16 protein-coding genes and 1 pseudogene are annotated in these 18,174 nt (G+C 69.3%); 10 read left to right on the top strand and 7 right to left on the bottom strand.

The genetic code is table 11. From position 1 onward, the window contains the following. Positions 1–258 precede the first annotated feature (258 nt). Positions 259–1,587: a M20/M25/M40 family metallo-hydrolase gene (locus tag ACGG9C_RS16670; RefSeq protein WP_390178930.1), complete on the bottom strand. Its 1,329-nt coding sequence runs from the start codon at positions 1,585–1,587 to the stop codon at positions 259–261. A 76-nt stretch (positions 1,588–1,663) separates the two neighbouring features. On the opposite strand from ACGG9C_RS16670, the gene ACGG9C_RS16665 reads away from it, so the two are divergent. The 7 genes from ACGG9C_RS16665 (at position 1,664) to ACGG9C_RS16635 (ending at position 8,991) form a co-directional block, all read left to right on the top strand. After that, positions 1,664–2,647, top strand: coding sequence for a Gfo/Idh/MocA family protein (locus ACGG9C_RS16665; protein ID WP_390178929.1), 984 nt, complete (start codon positions 1,664–1,666; stop codon positions 2,645–2,647). 20 nt (positions 2,648–2,667) lie between these two features. Continuing rightward, positions 2,668–3,522, top strand: coding sequence for an NYN domain-containing protein (locus ACGG9C_RS16660; RefSeq protein ID WP_390178928.1), 855 nt, complete (start codon positions 2,668–2,670; stop codon positions 3,520–3,522). A 100-nt stretch (positions 3,523–3,622) separates the two neighbouring features. Beyond that, positions 3,623–4,747, top strand: a complete 1,125-nt coding sequence (locus ACGG9C_RS16655; protein ID WP_286717686.1) for an ROK family transcriptional regulator — start codon at positions 3,623–3,625, stop codon at positions 4,745–4,747. 19 nt (positions 4,748–4,766) lie between these two features. Then, positions 4,767–5,606 carry an ATP-binding cassette domain-containing protein gene (locus ACGG9C_RS16650; RefSeq protein WP_390178927.1) on the top strand — a complete coding sequence of 280 codons (840 nt, stop codon included), beginning with the start codon at positions 4,767–4,769 and terminating at the stop codon, positions 5,604–5,606. Between the two features lie 157 nt (positions 5,607–5,763). Further along, a complete protein-coding gene (locus ACGG9C_RS16645) occupies positions 5,764–6,846 on the top strand; it encodes a sugar ABC transporter substrate-binding protein (protein WP_228480963.1) in 1,083 nt (360 codons plus the stop codon). A gap of 100 nt (positions 6,847–6,946) precedes the next feature. Then, positions 6,947–7,723, top strand: a complete 777-nt coding sequence (locus ACGG9C_RS16640) for an ATP-binding cassette domain-containing protein (protein ID WP_390178926.1) — start codon at positions 6,947–6,949, stop codon at positions 7,721–7,723. Continuing rightward, positions 7,720–8,991, top strand: a complete 1,272-nt coding sequence (locus tag ACGG9C_RS16635; RefSeq protein WP_071044540.1) for a sugar ABC transporter permease — start codon at positions 7,720–7,722, stop codon at positions 8,989–8,991. The genes ACGG9C_RS16640 and ACGG9C_RS16635 overlap by 4 nt, the downstream gene beginning before the upstream one ends. Before the next feature lie 56 nt (positions 8,992–9,047). On the opposite strand, the gene ACGG9C_RS16630 is transcribed toward ACGG9C_RS16635, so the two are convergent. From ACGG9C_RS16630 to ACGG9C_RS16615, 4 genes are all read right to left on the bottom strand, one after another. Beyond that, positions 9,048–10,571, bottom strand: a complete 1,524-nt coding sequence (locus tag ACGG9C_RS16630; protein WP_390178931.1) for an ATP-dependent DNA ligase — start codon at positions 10,569–10,571, stop codon at positions 9,048–9,050. A gap of 10 nt (positions 10,572–10,581) precedes the next feature. Beyond that, positions 10,582–10,989, bottom strand: coding sequence for a hypothetical protein (locus tag ACGG9C_RS16625; protein WP_071044539.1), 408 nt, complete (start codon positions 10,987–10,989; stop codon positions 10,582–10,584). Between the two features lie 59 nt (positions 10,990–11,048). Next, positions 11,049–13,589: an ATP-dependent Clp protease ATP-binding subunit gene (locus tag ACGG9C_RS16620; RefSeq protein ID WP_390178925.1), complete on the bottom strand. Its 2,541-nt coding sequence runs from the start codon at positions 13,587–13,589 to the stop codon at positions 11,049–11,051. A gap of 114 nt (positions 13,590–13,703) precedes the next feature. After that, positions 13,704–14,159, bottom strand: a complete 456-nt coding sequence (locus ACGG9C_RS16615; RefSeq protein ID WP_390178924.1) for a DUF3817 domain-containing protein — start codon at positions 14,157–14,159, stop codon at positions 13,704–13,706. Positions 14,160–14,226: 67 nt separating this feature from the next. Here ACGG9C_RS16615 and ACGG9C_RS16610 point away from each other — a divergent pair, with 67 nt between their 5' ends. Then, entirely contained in the window at positions 14,227–15,330 is a 1,104-nt protein-coding gene (locus ACGG9C_RS16610) for a class I SAM-dependent methyltransferase (RefSeq protein ID WP_390178923.1), read from the top strand. 3 nt (positions 15,331–15,333) lie between these two features. On the opposite strand, the gene ACGG9C_RS16605 is transcribed toward ACGG9C_RS16610, so the two are convergent. Next, positions 15,334–15,723 carry a MauE/DoxX family redox-associated membrane protein gene (locus tag ACGG9C_RS16605; RefSeq protein ID WP_071044535.1) on the bottom strand — a complete coding sequence of 130 codons (390 nt, stop codon included), beginning with the start codon at positions 15,721–15,723 and terminating at the stop codon, positions 15,334–15,336. Positions 15,724–15,843: 120 nt separating this feature from the next. On the opposite strand from ACGG9C_RS16605, the gene ACGG9C_RS16600 reads away from it, so the two are divergent. Beyond that, complete coding sequence (locus ACGG9C_RS16600; RefSeq protein ID WP_194384873.1) at positions 15,844–17,091, top strand: S9 family peptidase; 1,248 nt, start codon at positions 15,844–15,846, stop codon at positions 17,089–17,091. Between the two features lie 96 nt (positions 17,092–17,187). Next, positions 17,188–17,622 (top strand): helix-turn-helix domain-containing protein, encoded by a 435-nt coding sequence (locus ACGG9C_RS16595; RefSeq protein ID WP_390178922.1) that lies wholly within the window; start codon positions 17,188–17,190, stop codon positions 17,620–17,622. Between the two features lie 94 nt (positions 17,623–17,716). On the opposite strand, the pseudogene ACGG9C_RS16590 reads toward ACGG9C_RS16595, so the two are convergent. Next, a pseudogene (locus ACGG9C_RS16590) lies at positions 17,717–18,174 on the bottom strand (hypothetical protein); the annotation flags it as partial.

The following is an 18,174-nucleotide window of genomic DNA, read 5'->3' as shown; positions in this document are numbered from 1 at the left end:
CACACACAAACCCAGCACGCTGTCACACGAACCAGGAGGGAGTGCCATCCGATGAAGGAGAGGAACCCATCCTAGACCCGAAGGCCACGACACTCAACGAGCATCCGTTTCAGAAGGGGGTGGTTCGCTGCTTGAGGGGGCGGGGCCTTCCGGCCGCTCCGCTCTCCCCTTTGGGGCGAACAACAAGAACACTACGTCCCCACCCACCCCCACGCAAAACCACACCACACCCCGGGCGTGTCGCGCGGGTTGCGGGCGTCACGACGCTTCGAGAAGAGCCCGGTAGAAGCCGATTCCTCGATGCCAGACATCGATTCGGATGCGCTCGTCGTGCGCGTGGAGCGCTTCGCGTTCGGCTCGGGTCAGGTGGAAGGGCGTGAAGCGGTAGACGTGGTCGCTGATCCGCGTGAGCCAGCGACTGTCGCTGGCACCCAGTTGCAGGTAGGGGGTCGTGACGACGTCCGTGCCGAGGGTCTCCCCCACGGCTCGCGCGATCCGCTGCCACGCCTCCCCTCGCCACGGCGAGACCGGCGAGGGGTCCGAACCTCGGCGCACCTCGATGTCCACCCCGGGGTCGGCGATCACCCTGCGCACCCTGGCGGTCGCCTGATCGATGGTGTCTCCGGTGAGAAGGCGCACGTTGACGGCGGCGCGCGCCGTCGTCGCGAGCACATTCTCGCCTGGCGCACCGCTGAGCTGCGTGACCACGGCGGTCGTCCGCACGATCGCGCGCATCTCGGGCCCGAGCGCTCCGAAGGCACGGATGAGGAGGGGCGCGGTGAGACCGGTGTGGGAGAACACCGCGCGCAACGGCTGAGGCGCGTGCGGTGCGAGGGTGGCGAGCATGGCCCGCACGGGCGGGACCAACCGCACCGGGAACGGATGACGATGGAGGCGCAGGATCGCGCGTGCCAGGCGCGCGGTGGCCGGAGTGCGCGGCGGCGTCGACGCGTGTCCGCCGTCTTCGCGTGCGGTCAGCATGAGCGTCATGATCCCGCGCTCGGCAACACCCACCATCGCTGTCGGCACGGTGACGCCGGGGATCACTCCCTCGACGACCGCGCCGCCCTCATCGAGCACGAGGCCCGGTCGGACGCCGCGCTCGGCGAGCCTGTCGACCATGGCGCCCGCACCGTCGCCGGCCGTCTCCTCGTTGTGCCCGAACGCGAGGTACACGTCGCGTTCCGGTGTGAAGCCGTCCGCGAGAAGGGCTTCGACGGCTTCCAAGATCGCCACGAGCGCACCCTTGTCGTCGATCGCTCCGCGCGCATGGATCGCCGCATCCGCGCCGTCACCGAGAACGGTCGGGTCGAACGGCGGCGTCTGCCACTCCTCGTCGACGACGGGCACGACATCCTGGTGCGCCATGAGCACGAGAGGCTGCTCGTCTGTGGAACCCGGCCACCGGTACAGCCGCGAGTACCCGGCCACGATCTCGAGCTCGAGGCGCTCGTGGACCAGCGGGTAGAGGCGCTCGAGGGCCTCGGCGAAGCGCTCGAAGGCCGGTCGATCCACCTGGGATTCGTCGGCGAAGGAAACGGTCGGGATGGCCAGAAGCTCGCGGAACCGCTCGAGGGAGGCTGTCACCCGTCGAGCGTATCGAGCGCGGCCCGCGCGGGGCACTCACCTCGATTCCATCGGCGGCGGTCGATACAGTCGACGCATGACCGGACTTCGTTGGGGAATCCTCGCCACGGGCGGCATCGCCCACGCCTTCGCCCGCGACCTGCGCACCGCGGGTCTGGACCTGCGGGCCGTCGGATCGCGCCGACTCGAGGGCGCCCGCGCTTTCGCGGAGGAATTCGACGTCGCTCGCGTGCACGGCTCGTACGAGGCGCTCGCCGCCGATGACGAGATCGACATCGTCTACATCGCCACTCCTCACCCGATGCACGCCGAGAACGCTCTGCTTCTGCTGGAGCACGGCAAGCACGTCCTCATCGAGAAGCCGTTCACGCTGAACGCCGACCAGGCGATCGCGGTCCGCGACCTGGCCCGCGCGAAGGGGCTCCTGGCGATGGAAGCGATGTGGACCCGGTACCTGCCGCACATGATCCGCATCCGCGAGATCATCGAGTCCGGAACGCTGGGCGAGATCCGCGCGGTGTTCGCCGACCACACGCAGCGGATCTCGGATGACCCTGCCCACCGGCTCAACGCCCTCGAGCTCGGCGGCGGCGCACTGCTGGACCTCGGCATCTATCCCGTGTCGTTCGCCTGGGACATGCTCGGGGCACCGACGTCGATCACGGCGACCGCGCGCCTGGGCGGAACGGGCGCGGACACGGAAGTGGCCACCATCTTCACCCACGCGTCCGGCGCCGTCTCGACCACGCTGTCGTCGTCGCGCGCGGCCGGCCCGAACACCGCCCACGTGGTCGGAACCGAGGGCCGCATCGACATCGACCGCGTCTGGTACACCCCGACGTCGTTCCGCGTCACAGCGCCCGACGGCACGGTGCTGGAAGAATTCGTCTCCGACGTCGAGGGACGCGGGATGCAGTTCCAGGCCCTCGCGGCAGAGGAGATCATCGCCGGCGGCGCCACCGACTCCGAGCGCCTGCCGATCGACGAGACGGTGGCCATCATGGAGACCCTCGACGCCGTCCGGCGTCAGATCGGCCTGCGTTACCCCGAAGAGCAGTGATCACCGAGCGAGGAGCCGCCGTGGCCGATCTGCAGAGCCAGCGCGTCGCCGTCTACATCGACTTCGACAACATCGTCATGTCCTGGTACGACCGCGTGCACGGACGCAACGCCTATTCGCGCGACCGCCAGAAGATCATTCAGGACCCCACGGCGTCGGAGATCGCCGAGCGGCTCTCCGAGGCGACCATCGATGTCGGCGCGATCATCGACTACGCGACATCGTTCGGCACGCTCGTCCTGACCCGCGCGTACGCCGACTGGTCCTCGCCGGTCAACGCGGAGTACCAGACGCAGCTGGTCGCCCGCGCGGTGGACCTGGTGCAGCTGTTCCCCGCAGCGGCCTACGGCAAGAACGGCGCCGACATCCGGCTCGCTGTCGACACCGTGGAGGACATGTTCCGGCTGGAGGACCTCACGCACGTGGTCATCGTGGCCGGCGACAGCGACTACGTGCCGCTCGCGCAGCGATGCAAGCGCCTGGGGCGATACGTCGTCGGCGTCGGCGTCTCGGGTTCGACGGCGAAGTCGCTCGCGGCGGCGTGCGACACGTTCGACGCCTACGACACGCTCCCCGGGGTGACCGCGCCGTCGGGCGACACCACGGGGACCCGCAAGAGCCGAGGACGCAAGAAGACGGTGGACCCCGGTGCGGACCTCCTGGAACGGGCGCTCCGCCTGGAGAACGACAAGGAGGCCGCCGAGTGGCAGCACGCCTCGGCGGTGAAGAGCCTCATCAAGCGCCTCGACCCCTCGTTCAGCGAGAAGACGCTCGGGCACAAGAGCTTCACCGACTTCGTCAAAGCGCACCCGAAGGTCGCGGAGATGGATGAGTCCGGCAACATCGTGCTCATCAGGCTGGCCGCCGACGGCTGAGATCGCCGTCGCGGCGGGGAGTACAGTGTGGGCTGTGGCCCGCCGACACGCCGCTCCGCCAGGCTCGCAGGCGTCCCTGCGAGAGGCGAACCGTGCCCGCGTGCTGGATTCGCTGAAGCGGCACGGCCGTCTCACGCAGATCGAACTCGCCGGTGTGACGGGCCTGTCGCCGGCCAGCGTGTCCAACATCGTCAAGGAGCTGACGGCCGCCGGCGTGCTGCACACGTCCTTCACGTCGCGCAGCGGTCGTCGGGCGACGCTCGTCTCGCTCGCGCACTCGGTGGGACTCGTCGCCGGTGTGCACTTCAGTTCGCGTCAGCTGAACATCGCGATCGCCGACGCGACCCGCACCGTCGTCACGCACACGACGCTCCCTCTCGCCCTGGACCACCGGCACGACGCGGAGCTGGATCGGCTCGCCCTGCTGCTGGGCGATCTCACCGAGTCGCTCGGCGGCTCCCTCGGCGACCTGCACGCCGTGGGGCTGGCTCTCCCGGCACCGATCGACCCGCGCACGCACACGGTCTCAACGCCCGGACTCCTGCCGGGGTGGGAGGACATCGACATCGCGCAGGCGCTCACGGGACGCATCGCCCGCCCCGTCTTCGTCGACAGCGAAGCCAACCTGGGCGGCCTCGCGGAGGCGCGCGAGGGATCGGCGCGCGACGTCTCCTCGGCGGTCTACATCCGCGTCGGCCACACCGTGTCGGGCGGCATCGTCGCGGGCGGCGATCTCTTCCACGGTGCGAGCGGCAAAGCGGGGCAGATCGGTCACATCACGATCGACGAGAACGGGCCGGTGTGCCGTTGCAGCAACCGCGGGTGTCTCGAGACCTACGTGGGGGGTCCGGCGCTCCTGTCGGCCTTCCCCCCGGCAGAGGGCATGCACCGATTGAGCGATCTGCTCCTCGCGGCGGATGACGGCGACGCCGCGGCGCAACGCGTCATCGCCGATGCGGGGCGCCACCTCGGCGTCGCCGCCGCGAGCGTGTGCAACCTGTTCGATCCGGAGCGCATCGTGATCGGAGGCGAACTCGCCGCAGCGGGCGAGATCCTCATGGCGCCGATGCGCCACGCCCTCGAGCGCTCCGCCCTCACCTCACCCGCGGGCCTGCCCGACATCATCGGGGCGTCGTTCGGCGATTGGGCCGAGACGCGCGGGGCGATCGCGCTCGCCCTCGAGCACGTCGATGTCGGCGCGGACACCGTCGCCGCATCCGCATGAGAGCATGTCGAGGATGTCGATGACGAATCCCCGCGGAACCCGCTCGCACGAGCGCATCCTCACCATGCGCGGCATCGGCAAGCGGTTCCGGGCGGTCAAGGCGCTCACCGATGTCGATTTCTGGGTCGACGCGGGCGAGGTCGTGGCGCTGGTGGGCGACAACGGCGCGGGCAAGTCGACGCTCGTCAAGGTGCTCTCCGGCGTCTACGCGCCGGACGCCGGCTCGGTCGAATTCGACGGGGCCGCCGTCGACATCACCAGCCCCGTCGTCGCGCACGACCTCGGCATCGCGACGGTGTTCCAGGACCTCGCGCTGTGCGACAACCTCGATGTGGTCGCGAATCTCTGGCTCGGCCGCGAGATCGTCGACGGCTCCGCGTTGAACGAGGTCGAGATGGAGCAGCGCACGTGGGCGCTCATGCGCGAACTGTCTGCGAGGCTCCCCTCGGTGCGCGAGCCGGTCGCGATGCTCTCCGGCGGTCAACGTCAGACCGTCGCGATCGCCCGCTCCCTCATCGGCGACCCGCGTGTGGTGATCCTCGACGAGCCCACCGCCGCGCTCGGCGTCGCGCAGACGGCGGAGGTCCTCAACCTCATCGTGCGGCTGCGGGAGCGCGGCCACGGCGTCGTTCTCATCAGCCACAACATGGCCGACGTGATGGCCGTCGCCGATCGTGTGTTCGTGCTGCGACTCGGCCGGAACAACGGCGTCTTCGACGTCGCCGACATCACCAGCGAGACCCTCATCTCCGCGATCACGGGGGCGCGGAGCGGTCCGGCGACGACACCGCCGGAGCCGGCCGAGAATGTGGTCCCGCTGCGCGCCGAAAGCGATCGCGCGCACCGCCGAGGCCTCTGATCGTCCGACCTGACAAGGTGGCTGCACGCCGGCCGGCATCGCGTTGCGAAAGCGTTATGTTCACGTCTTGACGCCAAGGGGTCTGATTCTTCATCATCAATTTATGTCTTGAACTCAAGCAGAGTTCGGACGTCGCAGGTTCAACGAAGAAAGGCGAATGATGAAGAAGTCTGCTCTGCTGTCCGCGGTCGCACTCGGGGGTGCCGCCGCGGTCCTGCTCGCCGGATGTTCCAGCTCCGGCGGCGACACGGGCGGAGGCGAAGACACCGGGGGCACAGACGCGGCCGGCACGCGCGCCTGCGTCATCCTCCCCGACGCGGCGTCGTCGCCGCGCTGGGAGAACTTCGACCGCACGTACCTCCAGGAAGGTCTGACGGCCGCCGGTTTCGACGTCGACATCCAGAACGCCCAGGGCGACACCGCCAAGTACGCCACGATCGCCGACCAGCAGCTCACCCAGGGTTGCGGCGTCATGCTCCTGGTCGACTACAACGGCGCGGGCGCCGCGGTGACCGCCCAGGCGCAGGCCGAGGGCATCCCGGTCATCGCGTACGACCGCCCGATCGAAGGAGCCGACTACTACGTCTCCTTCGACAACGTCGAGGTCGGCCGTCTCGAGGGCCAGGCCGTCCTGGACGGGCTCGAAGCGGCGGGCACGGACCCCGCCGAGGCGGTCGTGGTCTACATGGGCGGCGACCCCGCCGACGGCAACGCGGCGATGTTCCGCTCCGGAGCCGTCGAGGTGATGGAGGGCGCGGGCATCACGGCGGCCGCCGAGCCTCCCGGGGTCTGGGACGGCGAGAAGTCGGCCACCAACTTCGAGCAGGCGCTGACCTCGCTCGGCGGTGAAGTGGACGGCGTCTGGGCGGCCAACGACACCAACGCCGCCGGTGTCATCACCATCCTCCAGAAGAACAACCTCGAGGGTGTCGCGGTCTCCGGCCAGGACGCGAACGTCGCGGGCCTGCAGAACATCCTTCTCGGATGGCAGACCGCAACGGTCTACAAGCCGGTGAAGATCGAGGCCGATGCGGCGGTCGAGGTGGCGGTGGCCCTGCTCAACGGCGAGGCCCCTGAAGCCGATCAGCAGCTCGACGACGGCACTCCCTACATCGCCGTGACCCCGCAGCTGGTCGGTCCCGAGCAGGTCAAGGATGTCGTCGCCGCGGGCGACGCGTCCGCAGAAGAGATCTGCACGGGAGACGTCGCGGAGAAGTGCGAGGAGTACGGCGTCGAGTGATCGACGCCCCGGGGGGTCCCTCGCCTGCGGGGCGAGGGACCCCCGCTCTCCGCGGCGCATCCGCGCCGCCTGACAGCGTGGTCGAGCGAAAGGAGTGGGCGTGGACGTGCCCATCATCGAACTGCGGGACGTGAAGAAGAGCTTCGGTCCCGTGAGCGTCCTCAAGGGCGTGAATCTGAAGGCGTATCCGGGCAAAGTGACCGCCCTCGTCGGCGACAACGGAGCCGGCAAGTCGACGCTCATCAAGGGGCTCGCCGGCGTGCAGCCGTACGACGGCGGCGACATCCTCTTCGACGGCTCCACCGTGGAGCTGAACAACCCGCGTGAAGCGTCGCGGTTGGGCGTCGAAGTCGTCTACCAGGACCTGGCCCTGTGCGACAACCTCGACATCGTGCAGAACATGTTCCTCGGACGCGAGGAGACCTCGGTCGGCACCTTCGACGAGGGACGCATGGAGCGGGAGGCGTCGGACACCCTCCGCTCCCTCTCGGTGCGAACGGTGAAGTCGGTGCGCCAGCGCGTCTCGAGCCTGTCCGGCGGGCAGCGTCAGACCGTCGCGATCGCCCGCGCGGTGCTCAAGAACGCTCGCGTGGTGATCCTCGACGAGCCGACAGCGGCGCTCGGCGTCGCGCAGACCGCGCAGGTGCTCAGCCTCGTGACCCGGCTCGCGGAGCAGGGTGTCGCCGTCATCATCATCAGCCACAACCTCGCCGACGTCTTCAAGGTCGCGGACTACATCGCCGTGCTGTATCTCGGTACGCTCGTCGCCGAGCTGCCGACGGCGGACACCACGTACGACGACGTGATCGGCTACATCACCGGCAGCAAGACCTACGGCGGCGACGCCGCGGTCGTCGAGGCAGGAGGCGCGGAATGACCACTCCCGGAGGCAACATCCCGGCGGACACCAGCACGGTGTCCGACCTCATCGGCAGCGGGCAGGAAGGCACCGTCCGCGACCAGGTCATGGCGTGGTGGCAGCGCGTGCGCGCCGGCGACATGGGCGCCCTGCCCGCCATCGGCGGTCTCGTGGTGCTCGCGCTGCTGTTCACCTTCCTGAGTCCGTTCTTCCTCACCGAGCGCAACTTCGCCAACCTCATCACGCAGGCGGCGACGCTCGTGATGCTCGCGATGGCGTTGGTGTTCGTGCTGCTCCTCGGCGAGATCGATCTGTCCGCCGGCGTCACCAGCGGCATGACGATGGCGCTGTTCATCGTTCTCGTGAACGTCCATGGCGTCGATTGGGTGCTCGCGCTCCTCATCGCGTTCGCGGCGGGCATCGCGACCGGAACCTTCATCGGATTCTTCGTCGCGAGAGTCGGGATCCCCTCCTTCGTCGTGACATTGGGTCTGTTCCTCGGCTACCAGGGGGTGACCCTGTTCATCATCGGATCCGGTGGTCTGTACCGCGTGCAGATTCCCGAGATCACCGCCATCCAGAACGGCAACCTGCCGGTCTGGGCGGGCTGGGTGATGCTCGTGGTGATCCTCGCGATCGCGGCCGGAACCTCGTTCTGGGACCGCACCCGACGCACGAAGGCCGGGGTGCCCAACCGCACCATCGCGCTCGTGTGGATCAAGCTCGGCGTCATCGCCGTCGTCGGCGGCGGCGTGGTCTGGGTGCTGAACCAGAACCGCGGCCAGTCGGTGGGCGTGGTCGAAGGCGTGCCGATCGTCGTGCCGATCGTGCTGGCGATCCTGTGGATCGGCACCTTCCTGCTCGACCGCACCAAGTTCGGGCGCTACATCTACGCCATCGGCGGCAACGCGGAGGCGGCCCGTCGCGCGGGCGTGAAGGTCGTCGTGATCAAGTGGAGCGCGTTCATCGTGTGCTCGACGCTCGCCGTGGTCTCGGGTCTGTTCAGCATCTCGAAGGTCGGCTCGGTGGATGCCGCCGCAGGCCGAGAGATCGTGCTCAGCGGCGTCGCGGCCGCGGTTGTCGGCGGCGTCAGCCTGTTCGGCGGCAAGGGACGTCTCACCCACGCCGCGATCGGCGCGCTCGTGATCGCCGTGATCGCGAACGGACTGGGGCTGCTGCGGATGCCGGCGGGGCTGAACCTCATCGTCACCGGCGCGGTGCTCATCCTCGCCGCAACCGTGGACGCGCTGTCGAGACTGCGCTCGGGCGGCACCGTGCGCACCTGACACCGGATGCGATTCCCTGACGGCGCCGGCGGCATCGCCCCGGCGCCGTCAGGCGTTCACCCGCGCAGGAGTGCGCGGACCGTGGCGATCGTGTCGGTGTCGGCGGGCGACTTGTCGGGGCGGTATCCGCGCACGCGGGCGAAGCGCAGCGCCACTCCCCCGGGATAGCGCTGCGAGCGTTGCACGCCGTCGATCGCGATCTCGACGACCGTCTCCGGACGAACCGCGATGCCGCCGGGCACCTCCCCGGTCGCAAGCTCCGGGAAATGCGTCGTCTGCCACCGCAGCAGGTCGTCGGTCAGCCCCTTGAAGGTCTTGCCGACCATGACGAACCCGCCCGGCGCACCGAACTCCCCGTCATCGTCGCGCGCACCCAGGTGGAGGTTCGACAGCATCCCGGCGCGGCGGCCCGATCCCCATTCGATCCCGAGCACCGCGAGGTCGAGGGTGATGACGGGCTTGACCTTGATCCAGCCCGACCCCCGCCGCCCGGCGGAGTACAGACTGCCGGCCGCCTTCACGACGACGCCCTCGTGTCCCGCCGCGAGCGCCTCCTCGGAGAACCGGGCGGCGATATCGTCGTCGTCGGTGACCACGCCGGGGACGCACCAGGGCCCGGCCACGCGGGCGAGGGTGTCTCGCCGCGTCGTGAGCGGCTCGTCGAGCAGATCGCGTTCGTCGACGCGCAGCACGTCGAAGAACCACGGCCGAAGGGCGATCTGGGCCGCGGCCTCGGACCCGAACCGCGCCATCGTGTCCTGGAAGGGGCGCGGCCCACCGTCCTCGTCGAGCGCGAGCGTCTCTCCGTCGAGGATCGCGTCGTCCACCGGCATCGCGCGGACCACCTCGACGATCTCCGGGACGCGATGCGTGATGTCCGCGAGACCGCGCGTGTAGACCCGCACATCCTCGCCGCGGCGGTGCACCTGGATGCGCGCGCCGTCGAGCTTGTACTCGACCACCGCGGGGCCGGTCGCTGCCAGCGCCTCCAGCACCGTCTGCGCGCTGCCCGCCAGCATCGGCAGCACGGGGCGCCCCACCTCGAGGGCGACCGCGTCGAGGTCGGACGCGTTGCCGGAGAGGGCGATCACGGCCGTTTCACCGAGGTCGCCCGTGAGCATCGCGGCACGCCGCACCGCCGCGAGCGACCGATCGGCAGCTGCGGCTATCGCATCGACGACCACCCCCTGCAGGGCGCCGGTGCGCAGCTCGCCGAGGATCACCCGCACGAGGAAGTCCCACTCGGCAGCGGTGGCCGAGGCGGCGAGCGCGTCGAGTTCTGCCGCGCGTCGCGCGCCGACGCCGTCTCCGGCGAGGCCCGCGAGCCGTTCGAAGGCCGCATCGACGTCGCCGACGGTGAGCGTGGCGACCTCGGCGTGTGCCGCGGCGCGCGAGCGGATCGACCGCCATCCGACCCCGAGGCGTCCCTGTCGCGGAGCCGCGATCAGCATGCCGACGACGGCGCGCAGATCGTCGACGGCCGCCCGGCGCAGGATGTCGGCCACGAGGGAGATCTTCGCCGAGCGCGAGCGGGTCGCCATCAGGGCGTCGGCGGTCGCGACGATATCGGCGAGCAGCAGCACCGCGACCTCACCGCCGCCCGGTCGACCAGAGTGCCCATGCCACCAGGAGCGGCTGCAGGAACAGTCTTGCGAACCGAGCCCGATCGGTGCGGAGCATCGGTGCCGATCGCCCGGTGCGCCACTGATGCACATTGCCGGGCAGAACGGCCCCGAAGAACGTCGCGATCGCTGCGCCGACGCGGGGGCGGTCTGCCGGGAACGCGATGAGCGCCGCACCCAGCATGATCTCCGCCGCGCCCGAGGCGACGACGATCATGTCCTTGTCGGTGTGCAGGAGCTTGGTCGCCCAGTCGGGAACCACGATGCGGTAGCCGCGCCGCCCCCACGTGAGGTGGGACACCCCGGCGGCGACGAGAAGCGCCGCCAGGAGGTAACGGGCAACGGATCGCAGGGATTCGATCGGACCGCGGCTCATGACACGAGCATGCCTCATCCGCTCCCCCTCGGGGCCGGATGAGGCATGCTCGTGTCGGATCAGGCGGCCAGCGGCGTGCGCGCCCGGTGGGCCGTGACTCCGATGCCGCCTTCGACGAGGTCGACCGAGACCGCGCCGCCGTCGTCGAGGTCCCCCGAGACGAAAAGCTCGGCGATGCGGTCATCGATCTCGCGCTGGATCCGCCGGCGCAGCGGTCGCGCACCGTACTCCGGCTCGTAGCCGAGCTCGGCGAGCCGCGCCACCGCGGCATCGGTGATCTGGAACGCGACGGACCGCGCGCCGAGCCGCCGCTCGGTGGCATCCAGCAGGACGCGCACGATCTGCTGGAGCTGCGCGGACTCGAGCTTGCGGAACAGGACGATCTCGTCGATCCGGTTGAGGAATTCCGGTCGCATCGCCTCGCGGAGCTTGCCCATCACCCGATCGCGCAGGTCCTTCTCCGAACCGAACCCGGTGGCTCCCCCGCCGTCGGCGAGGAACCCGATCGCGCCGCCCCGCGACGCGAGGAACTCCGAGCCCAGGTTCGAGGTCATCACGACGACGGTGTTGCGGAAGTCGACCGTGCGCCCCTGACCGTCGGTCAGGCGCCCGTCGTCGAGAACCTGCAGCAGCACATTGAACACGTCGGGGTGCGCCTTCTCGATCTCGTCGAACAGCACGACCGAGTAGGGGTTGCGTCGCACGCGTTCGGTGAGCTGCCCGGCCTCGTCGAAGCCGACGTAGCCGGGAGGGGCGCCGACCAGACGTGACACGGTGTGACGCTCGCCGAACTCGCTCATGTCGAAGCGCACGACCGCCTGGTCGTCATCGAAGAGCGACTCCGCGAGCGCCTTCGCCAGCTCGGTCTTGCCGACGCCGGTCGGGCCGAGGAAGAGGAACGACCCGACGGGTCGACGCTCGTCTCCCATGCCGGTGCGATTGCGTCGCACCGCGCGGGCAACGGCGGCGACGGCGTCATCCTGTCCGATGACGCGCTCGTGCAGCTCGCTCTCCAGCGCGCCGAGGCGCTCGCGCTCCGTCTCGGTCAAGCGACTCACGGGGATGCCGGTCGCACGACTGATGACCGCAGCGATCTGCGGTTCGTCGACCACCGTCGACACGTCGTGGCCCTCACGCGTCGCCCGCTCGATCTCAGCCTGCACCTCGGCGAGGCGGTCGCGCAGCACCGACGCCTCCTCGTACTGCTCGGCGGTCACGGCGGTGTTCTTCTTCGCCTCGAGTGCGGCAGCCTCGGTCACGAGGTCGGAGACGTCGACCTTCGCGCCGAGGCGGAGGCGCAGGCGCGCACCCGCCTGATCGATGAGGTCGATGGCCTTGTCGGGCAGCACGCGATCGCCGAGATAGCGGTCACTGAGCTCGACCGCGGCGCGGAGCGCGTCGGTCGTGTAGGTGATTCCGTGGTGCTCCTCGTACGCGGGCGCGAGTCCCTCGAGGATGCGGATCGCGTCTTCGGGCGACGGCTCTCCCACCCGCACGGGCTGGAACCGGCGTTCCAGCGCCGGGTCCTTCTCGATCGCGCGATACTCCTTGAGCGTGGTCGCCCCGATGAGGTGCAGGTCGCCGCGCGCGAGGCGGGGCTTCAGGATGTTCCCCGCATCCATGCCGCCGTCACCGCCGCCTCCGGCGCCGACCACCGTGTGCACTTCGTCGATGAAGACGACGATCTCGTCACGATGCGCGGAGATCTCATCCATCGTCTGCGTGAGGCGCTCCTCGAAGTCTCCGCGGTAGCGGGTGCCGGCGAGCATCGCGGGCAGATCGAGGACGATCACCCGCTTGTCCGTCAGCTGCGCCGGAACGCTGCCGGCGGCCACCGCCAGGGCGAGTCCCTCGACGATCGCCGTCTTGCCGACGCCGGCCTCTCCGACCAGCACGGGGTTGTTCTTGGTGCGACGACTGAGGACCTCGATCGTCTGTTCGATCTCGTCGGCACGGCCGATGACCGGGTCGAGCGCGCCTTCGCGTGCCCGCGCGGTGAGGTCCATGCCGAAACGGTCGAGCATCGGCGTCGAAGACGATGCCATTCCGTCTTCCGGCGCCTCGGCGTCGCCCGACACGGTCTCACGAACTTCCTGGGTCAGAGACTCCGCGGTCACGCCGGCGCGCGCGAGGATCTGCCCCGCGGGAGTGTCCTGCGCGAGCACGAGGGCGAAGAAGAGGTGCTCGGGGTCGACATAGGTCGATCCGGACGAGCGCGCCACCTGGTAGGCGTGGAAGAGCGCTCGTTGCACTGACGGGGTGATCACCGCGCCATCGACATGCGCTCGGTGCGAGGCCGCCGGCAGCCGATCCTCCGCGGCGCGGACGATCGCCGCCGCGTCGGCGCCGACGCGCTCGACCGCGTCTTTCGCCGGCGAGCGGTCGACGAGCACGCGCAGAACGTGCAGCGCGTCGAGTTCCTGCTGGCCCCGTTCGAGCGCGTATCGACCTGCGGCCTGCAGGATCTGCTGCGTCGCCGCACCGAGGAATCGACTGAGGTCGATCGATCGCTCCGCGCGGGCGCGCTCGCCCGCGAGATAGCGTGCGAGGAACTCGTCGAAGGCGCTGTGGCCCTCGTCGGGGGTGAAGTCTTCGGGCATTCCCGCTCCTTGCATCAAAGATGAGTCACGCGAGCTCAACTTTAGGAGTTGAGCGCTTGCTTATCAACTTCAACGCAGGAGGAGGCGGACTATTCCGAGGCGCCGAGATCCGCCTCACTTCCCTCCGGGCGGGCCGACGACCAGGAGAACGGCGAAGACGACGGCAACCGCCGCCACGAGGACCAGCGCGAGCACCCATGGCCGCCGCAGGAACCACCGCATCAGCGGATCGTACCAACGGTCCGCCTCGGGGACGGGCGCGATTCGCCAGGGGCCGTCGAGACGCCCGGCACGGTGCAGCCAGATCTCCGTCGGGATGGTCGCATAGGGGATGACGGCACTCCCGACCGCCACGATCGTCGGCCACATCCCCCATCGCTGGTTCATCGCCACCAGCACGGCCGTGGCGCCGTAGGAGAGGAACACGAATCCGTGTATGCCGCCGCCGATCGTCACCGCGATCGGGAGGTCGAGCATCGCACGCAGGATCAGTCCTGCGATGAGGAGCGTCCACGACACCGCTTCGGCGAGGGCGAGGACGCGGAACAGGGACAGAGGGGTGCGGAACACGAGTACTCCAGATCGGTCGTCTCCACCCTAAGCGGGCGGGTGACGCGCCACGGTCTAGCGTGGAAGCGTGCACTCTGAGCTCGATCGCCTGCGGCGGCGCCCCGACCTCGAGGCCCCGGGACTGGTCGCGGTCGACGCCGCCGATCGACTGATCCTCGACCTCTCCGCGGCGGCGCGCGAGAACACCGAAGCGGGCGCCGTGTGCGTGATCGGCGACGCTTACGGCGCACTCACCCTCGGCGCCGCGCTCGCCGGCGCCACCGGCATCCGCGTCCACCAGGATGCGCTCACCGGGGAGCGGGCGCTCGCCGCCAACGCCGACGCCCTCGCTCACTCGCACTCCTATCGGTCTCTCCCCCTGTCTCCCGAGCTCGTGCGGGGAGCCCACGTGGTACTGCTCCGCCTGCCCCGCTCGCTCGACCAGCTCGACGACATCGCCGGGATCATCGCCGCCCACGCCGCTCCCGACGTCACGGTGTTCGCCGGCGGACGCCTCAAGCACATGAGCGTCGCCATGAACGACGTGCTCGCCCGCCGATTCGGCCGCGTGGACGTCACCCACGCGAGACAGAAGTCCCGGGTGCTCGTCGCGCGAGGCCCACACGACGGCGCGGATCCGACACCGCGGCAGGAAACGCACGAGGGCATCACCGTGTGCGCGTTCGGCGGGGCGTTCGCCGGCACGTCGATCGACATCGGCACCCGGCTGCTGCTGGCGCACCTGCCCGCCCCGACGGAGCGGCCGGTCATCGACATGGCGTGCGGCACCGGGGTCGTGGCCGCCTCCTGGGCGACGCGGCATCCGCGTGCCCGGGTGATCGCGAGCGATCAGTCGGCCATCGCCGTGGCCTCCGCGAAAGCCACGGTCGCCGCCAACGGCGTCGCCGGCCGCGTCGAGGTCGTGCGAGATGACATGCTCGGCGCGCAGCCCGACCGATCGACGTCTCTCATCGCCCTCAATCCGCCGTTCCACTCGGGCGCAGCCGTCACCGGCAGGATCGCGCCGCTCATGTTCGCCGACGCCGCGCGTGTGCTCGCGCCGGGCGGAGAACTGTGGACCGTGTGGAACTCTTCGCTCGGGTACCGCGCTGCGCTGGAGCGCATCGTCGGCCCGACTCGCCAGATCGCCCGCAACGCCAAGTTCACCCTGACCGCGTCGACCCGGCGATGATGCTCACGCGCGGCCGTCGCGCGTGCACCACCACGCCCAGCAGACCAGCACCGGCTGGAAGAACAGTCGAGCCAGACGCTTCGCATCGGTGTCGAGGCCGAACCCGTCTCGTCCACGCGTGAACTGCTCGACGTTTCCCGGGAAGATCGCGATGAAGAACGCGGCCAGGAGCGCGCCCACGCGCCGGCGCGAGGCGGGCAGCGCCACCAGTGCCGTGCCGAACATCACCTCCACCACGCCGGATGCGACGACGACGGCGTCCCGGTCGAGGCCGGTCTTCTCGACCGCGAAGTCCGGAACCTGAGCCTGGAACTCCTTGCGTGCCCAGAACAGGTGACTGATGCCCGCGAACACCATCGCGGCGGCCAGGAGCCATCGGGAGAAGGTCTTCATGCCTCTGACTCAATCACGTCGGCGGCAGCTGCCGGAAGCCCTTGCCGGACCGAGGCCTTGTGTGCGCACCGAAGCGATGCTTTGCTGGCGGCGTCCACCGACGGAAAAGGGCGAAATCCCATGACCACCGATGCACCGACGCCGCCCCGGGATCTGCTGTCGTCCCCCTTCGCGGGAGGATTCGCCACCGATCCGGGATTCGACTTCGATGTTCGCCTCGCGATCGGACACAGCGTGCACGGCGGGGGCGACCCGGGCGAGATTCTCGCTGCTGCGGGCCCGGTGGGAGCGGGCGACACCGCCGGATGGTTCTCCGCATGGCGCGACCTCGGCGAACGGGTGCTCGACGAGGCGGATGACGCCGCTGCGACCGGCCATCACGCCACCGCGGCGGCGCGCCACCTGCGCGCCGCGAACTACCTGGGCTTTGCCGTGTCCGCGGCGGCCGCGCTACCCGACGGCGACACGTTGCTGACCACGTTCCGCACCCATCGTCGCGCGTGGGACGCGTTCGTCGATGGGTGCGGGCATCCTGTCGCACGCATCACCGTTCCTCATGGCGGGCAACCTCTGCCGGGAGCACTGTTCTTGCCCGTGGGCGCCGGTCCACACCGCACACTGGTGCTGAACAACGGCAGCGATGAGGCGATCAGCCGGCTGTGGACCGATCTCGGCCGACCGGCGCTCGCGCGCGGCTGGGCCGTGTTCGTCTTCGACGGCCCCGGGCAGCAGTCACAGCTCTTCGAACACGGTGTCCCGTTCCGCCCGGACTGGGAGGCGGTACTTGCTCCGGTCGTGGACGCCCTCGTCGCACGCGATGACGTCGATGAGGCACGTCTCGCGGTGTGGGGAGTGAGCCAAGCGGGGTACTGGGTGCCGCGTGCGCTCACGGTGGAGCAGCGGTTCGCCGCGGCCGTCGTCGACCCCGGCGTCGTCGACGTCTCGACCAGCTGGTTCGCTCACCTGCCCCGGGAACTCGTCGATCTGCTCGACGGCGGCGACCCGGACGCGTTCGACGAGTACCTGCGCCAGGGACTCACTCCCGACTCCCCCGAGGCGGCGATGATGCGGTTCCGGGCGCGGCCGTACGGCGTCGGCGAGAGCTTCGGGGCGGCGTTCCGCGCCGTGCGCGCCTACCGCCTGTCGCAGGAGCAGGCCGCCGACATCCGCACGCCGCTGCTGATCACCGACCCCGACGGCGAGCAGTTCTGGCCGGGCCAGTCGGCTACCCTCGCGGCGATGACGCCAGAGGTGTCCGCGCTGGAACGCTTCACGGCCGCGGAGGGCGGCGCGATGCACTGCGAGCCGCTCGCGCGTCTGCGCGTGGCCGAGACGGTCCTCGACTGGCTGGACGACACCGTCGGGTGACGACGCGAAGGGACTCGGCCGTCTCCGGTCGCGAGCCCCTCCGTGGGTGGAGACTTCTTCTTAGAAGTCCCAGTTCTAGTTGAGGAGCGCGGAATCATGCGGCTTCTGAAGCCAACTTGCGACCCCGTGCCCTCTGCGTGCCCCTCCCGCGTAGGAAGCCAAATCAGCCACTCCGACGGGAGATCGGCACACACCCAAGTCTACTGGCCGAGTCGTGAGCGCAGAAGTTCTAGTACGTTGCAAACCGTGCTCCCCGCTGGACTCAAACCGACCGTGCAACAGCGATTCGATCGGCTAGAAGCGGTGTGGAACCAGGCGAGGCTGGGCATCGGCGACAGCGGAGAGCCCCAGCGGGAGGCCGACTTCGATGTCGTCACAGAGCCAAGTAGAACAGCTAGAACGCCTCCCACGCCGGAGGAAGTGGAAGCTATTAGAACGGCGAGGGCCAGCGGTGAAAGCGTCCGCTCCATCGCCGAGCGGTTCGACAAGCACCGCAGCACGGTGTGGCGGTATACGAAGGACAACCGATAGGCGGCACGCATCCCGACTGTCGAGCGACGCCTCGTGGAACTCCATCTGGTCTTCACCTCAGCTGCGATGATGGAGGCCCGCGACGAACATGCGACTAGGAATCCATGACTGGAGCATCGTTCAAGTCGAGGGCGTTCATGTACGCATCGATGTCAACAGCCGCGACGGTGCCAACCTTTTGCAGGCGACCGAACAGTCGGATGAGGAAGAACATCAGCGTCACGTCGGGCTCGCTGTACTCCGGCGAACTTGTTGGGGTGTCTTCTATCCGGTTGAACGAGACTCCTCGCAAGGCACAGCCGATGTCTACCCGGCGGGCGTCGCTTAGTTCTAGCAACGCATTCACAGCGGCCTTTCCTTCTAGATCGGCCCAGCCGCTCCGCGTGGTCAGTAGTCCGCCGAGGATTGGAATGGGTGGCTTGGGGTCGTACGTGCCTCCCGCATGGGCGATGTTGACCGACGTGCGGGTCAGTTCGCGCACACTAGCGATCTTCTTCCCTGCGTACTCCAGAAACTTCCTGTTTATTTCTTGCTTCACTTCGAAAACTGCGT

Origin of the sequence: Microbacterium sp. MTN4-26, assembly GCF_042846595.1 — a bacterium.
Lineage (GTDB): Bacteria > Actinomycetota > Actinomycetes > Actinomycetales > Microbacteriaceae > Microbacterium > Microbacterium luteum.
The sequence above is the reverse complement of the archived record's forward strand: the minus strand, read 5'-3'. Positions and strand labels throughout refer to the sequence as shown.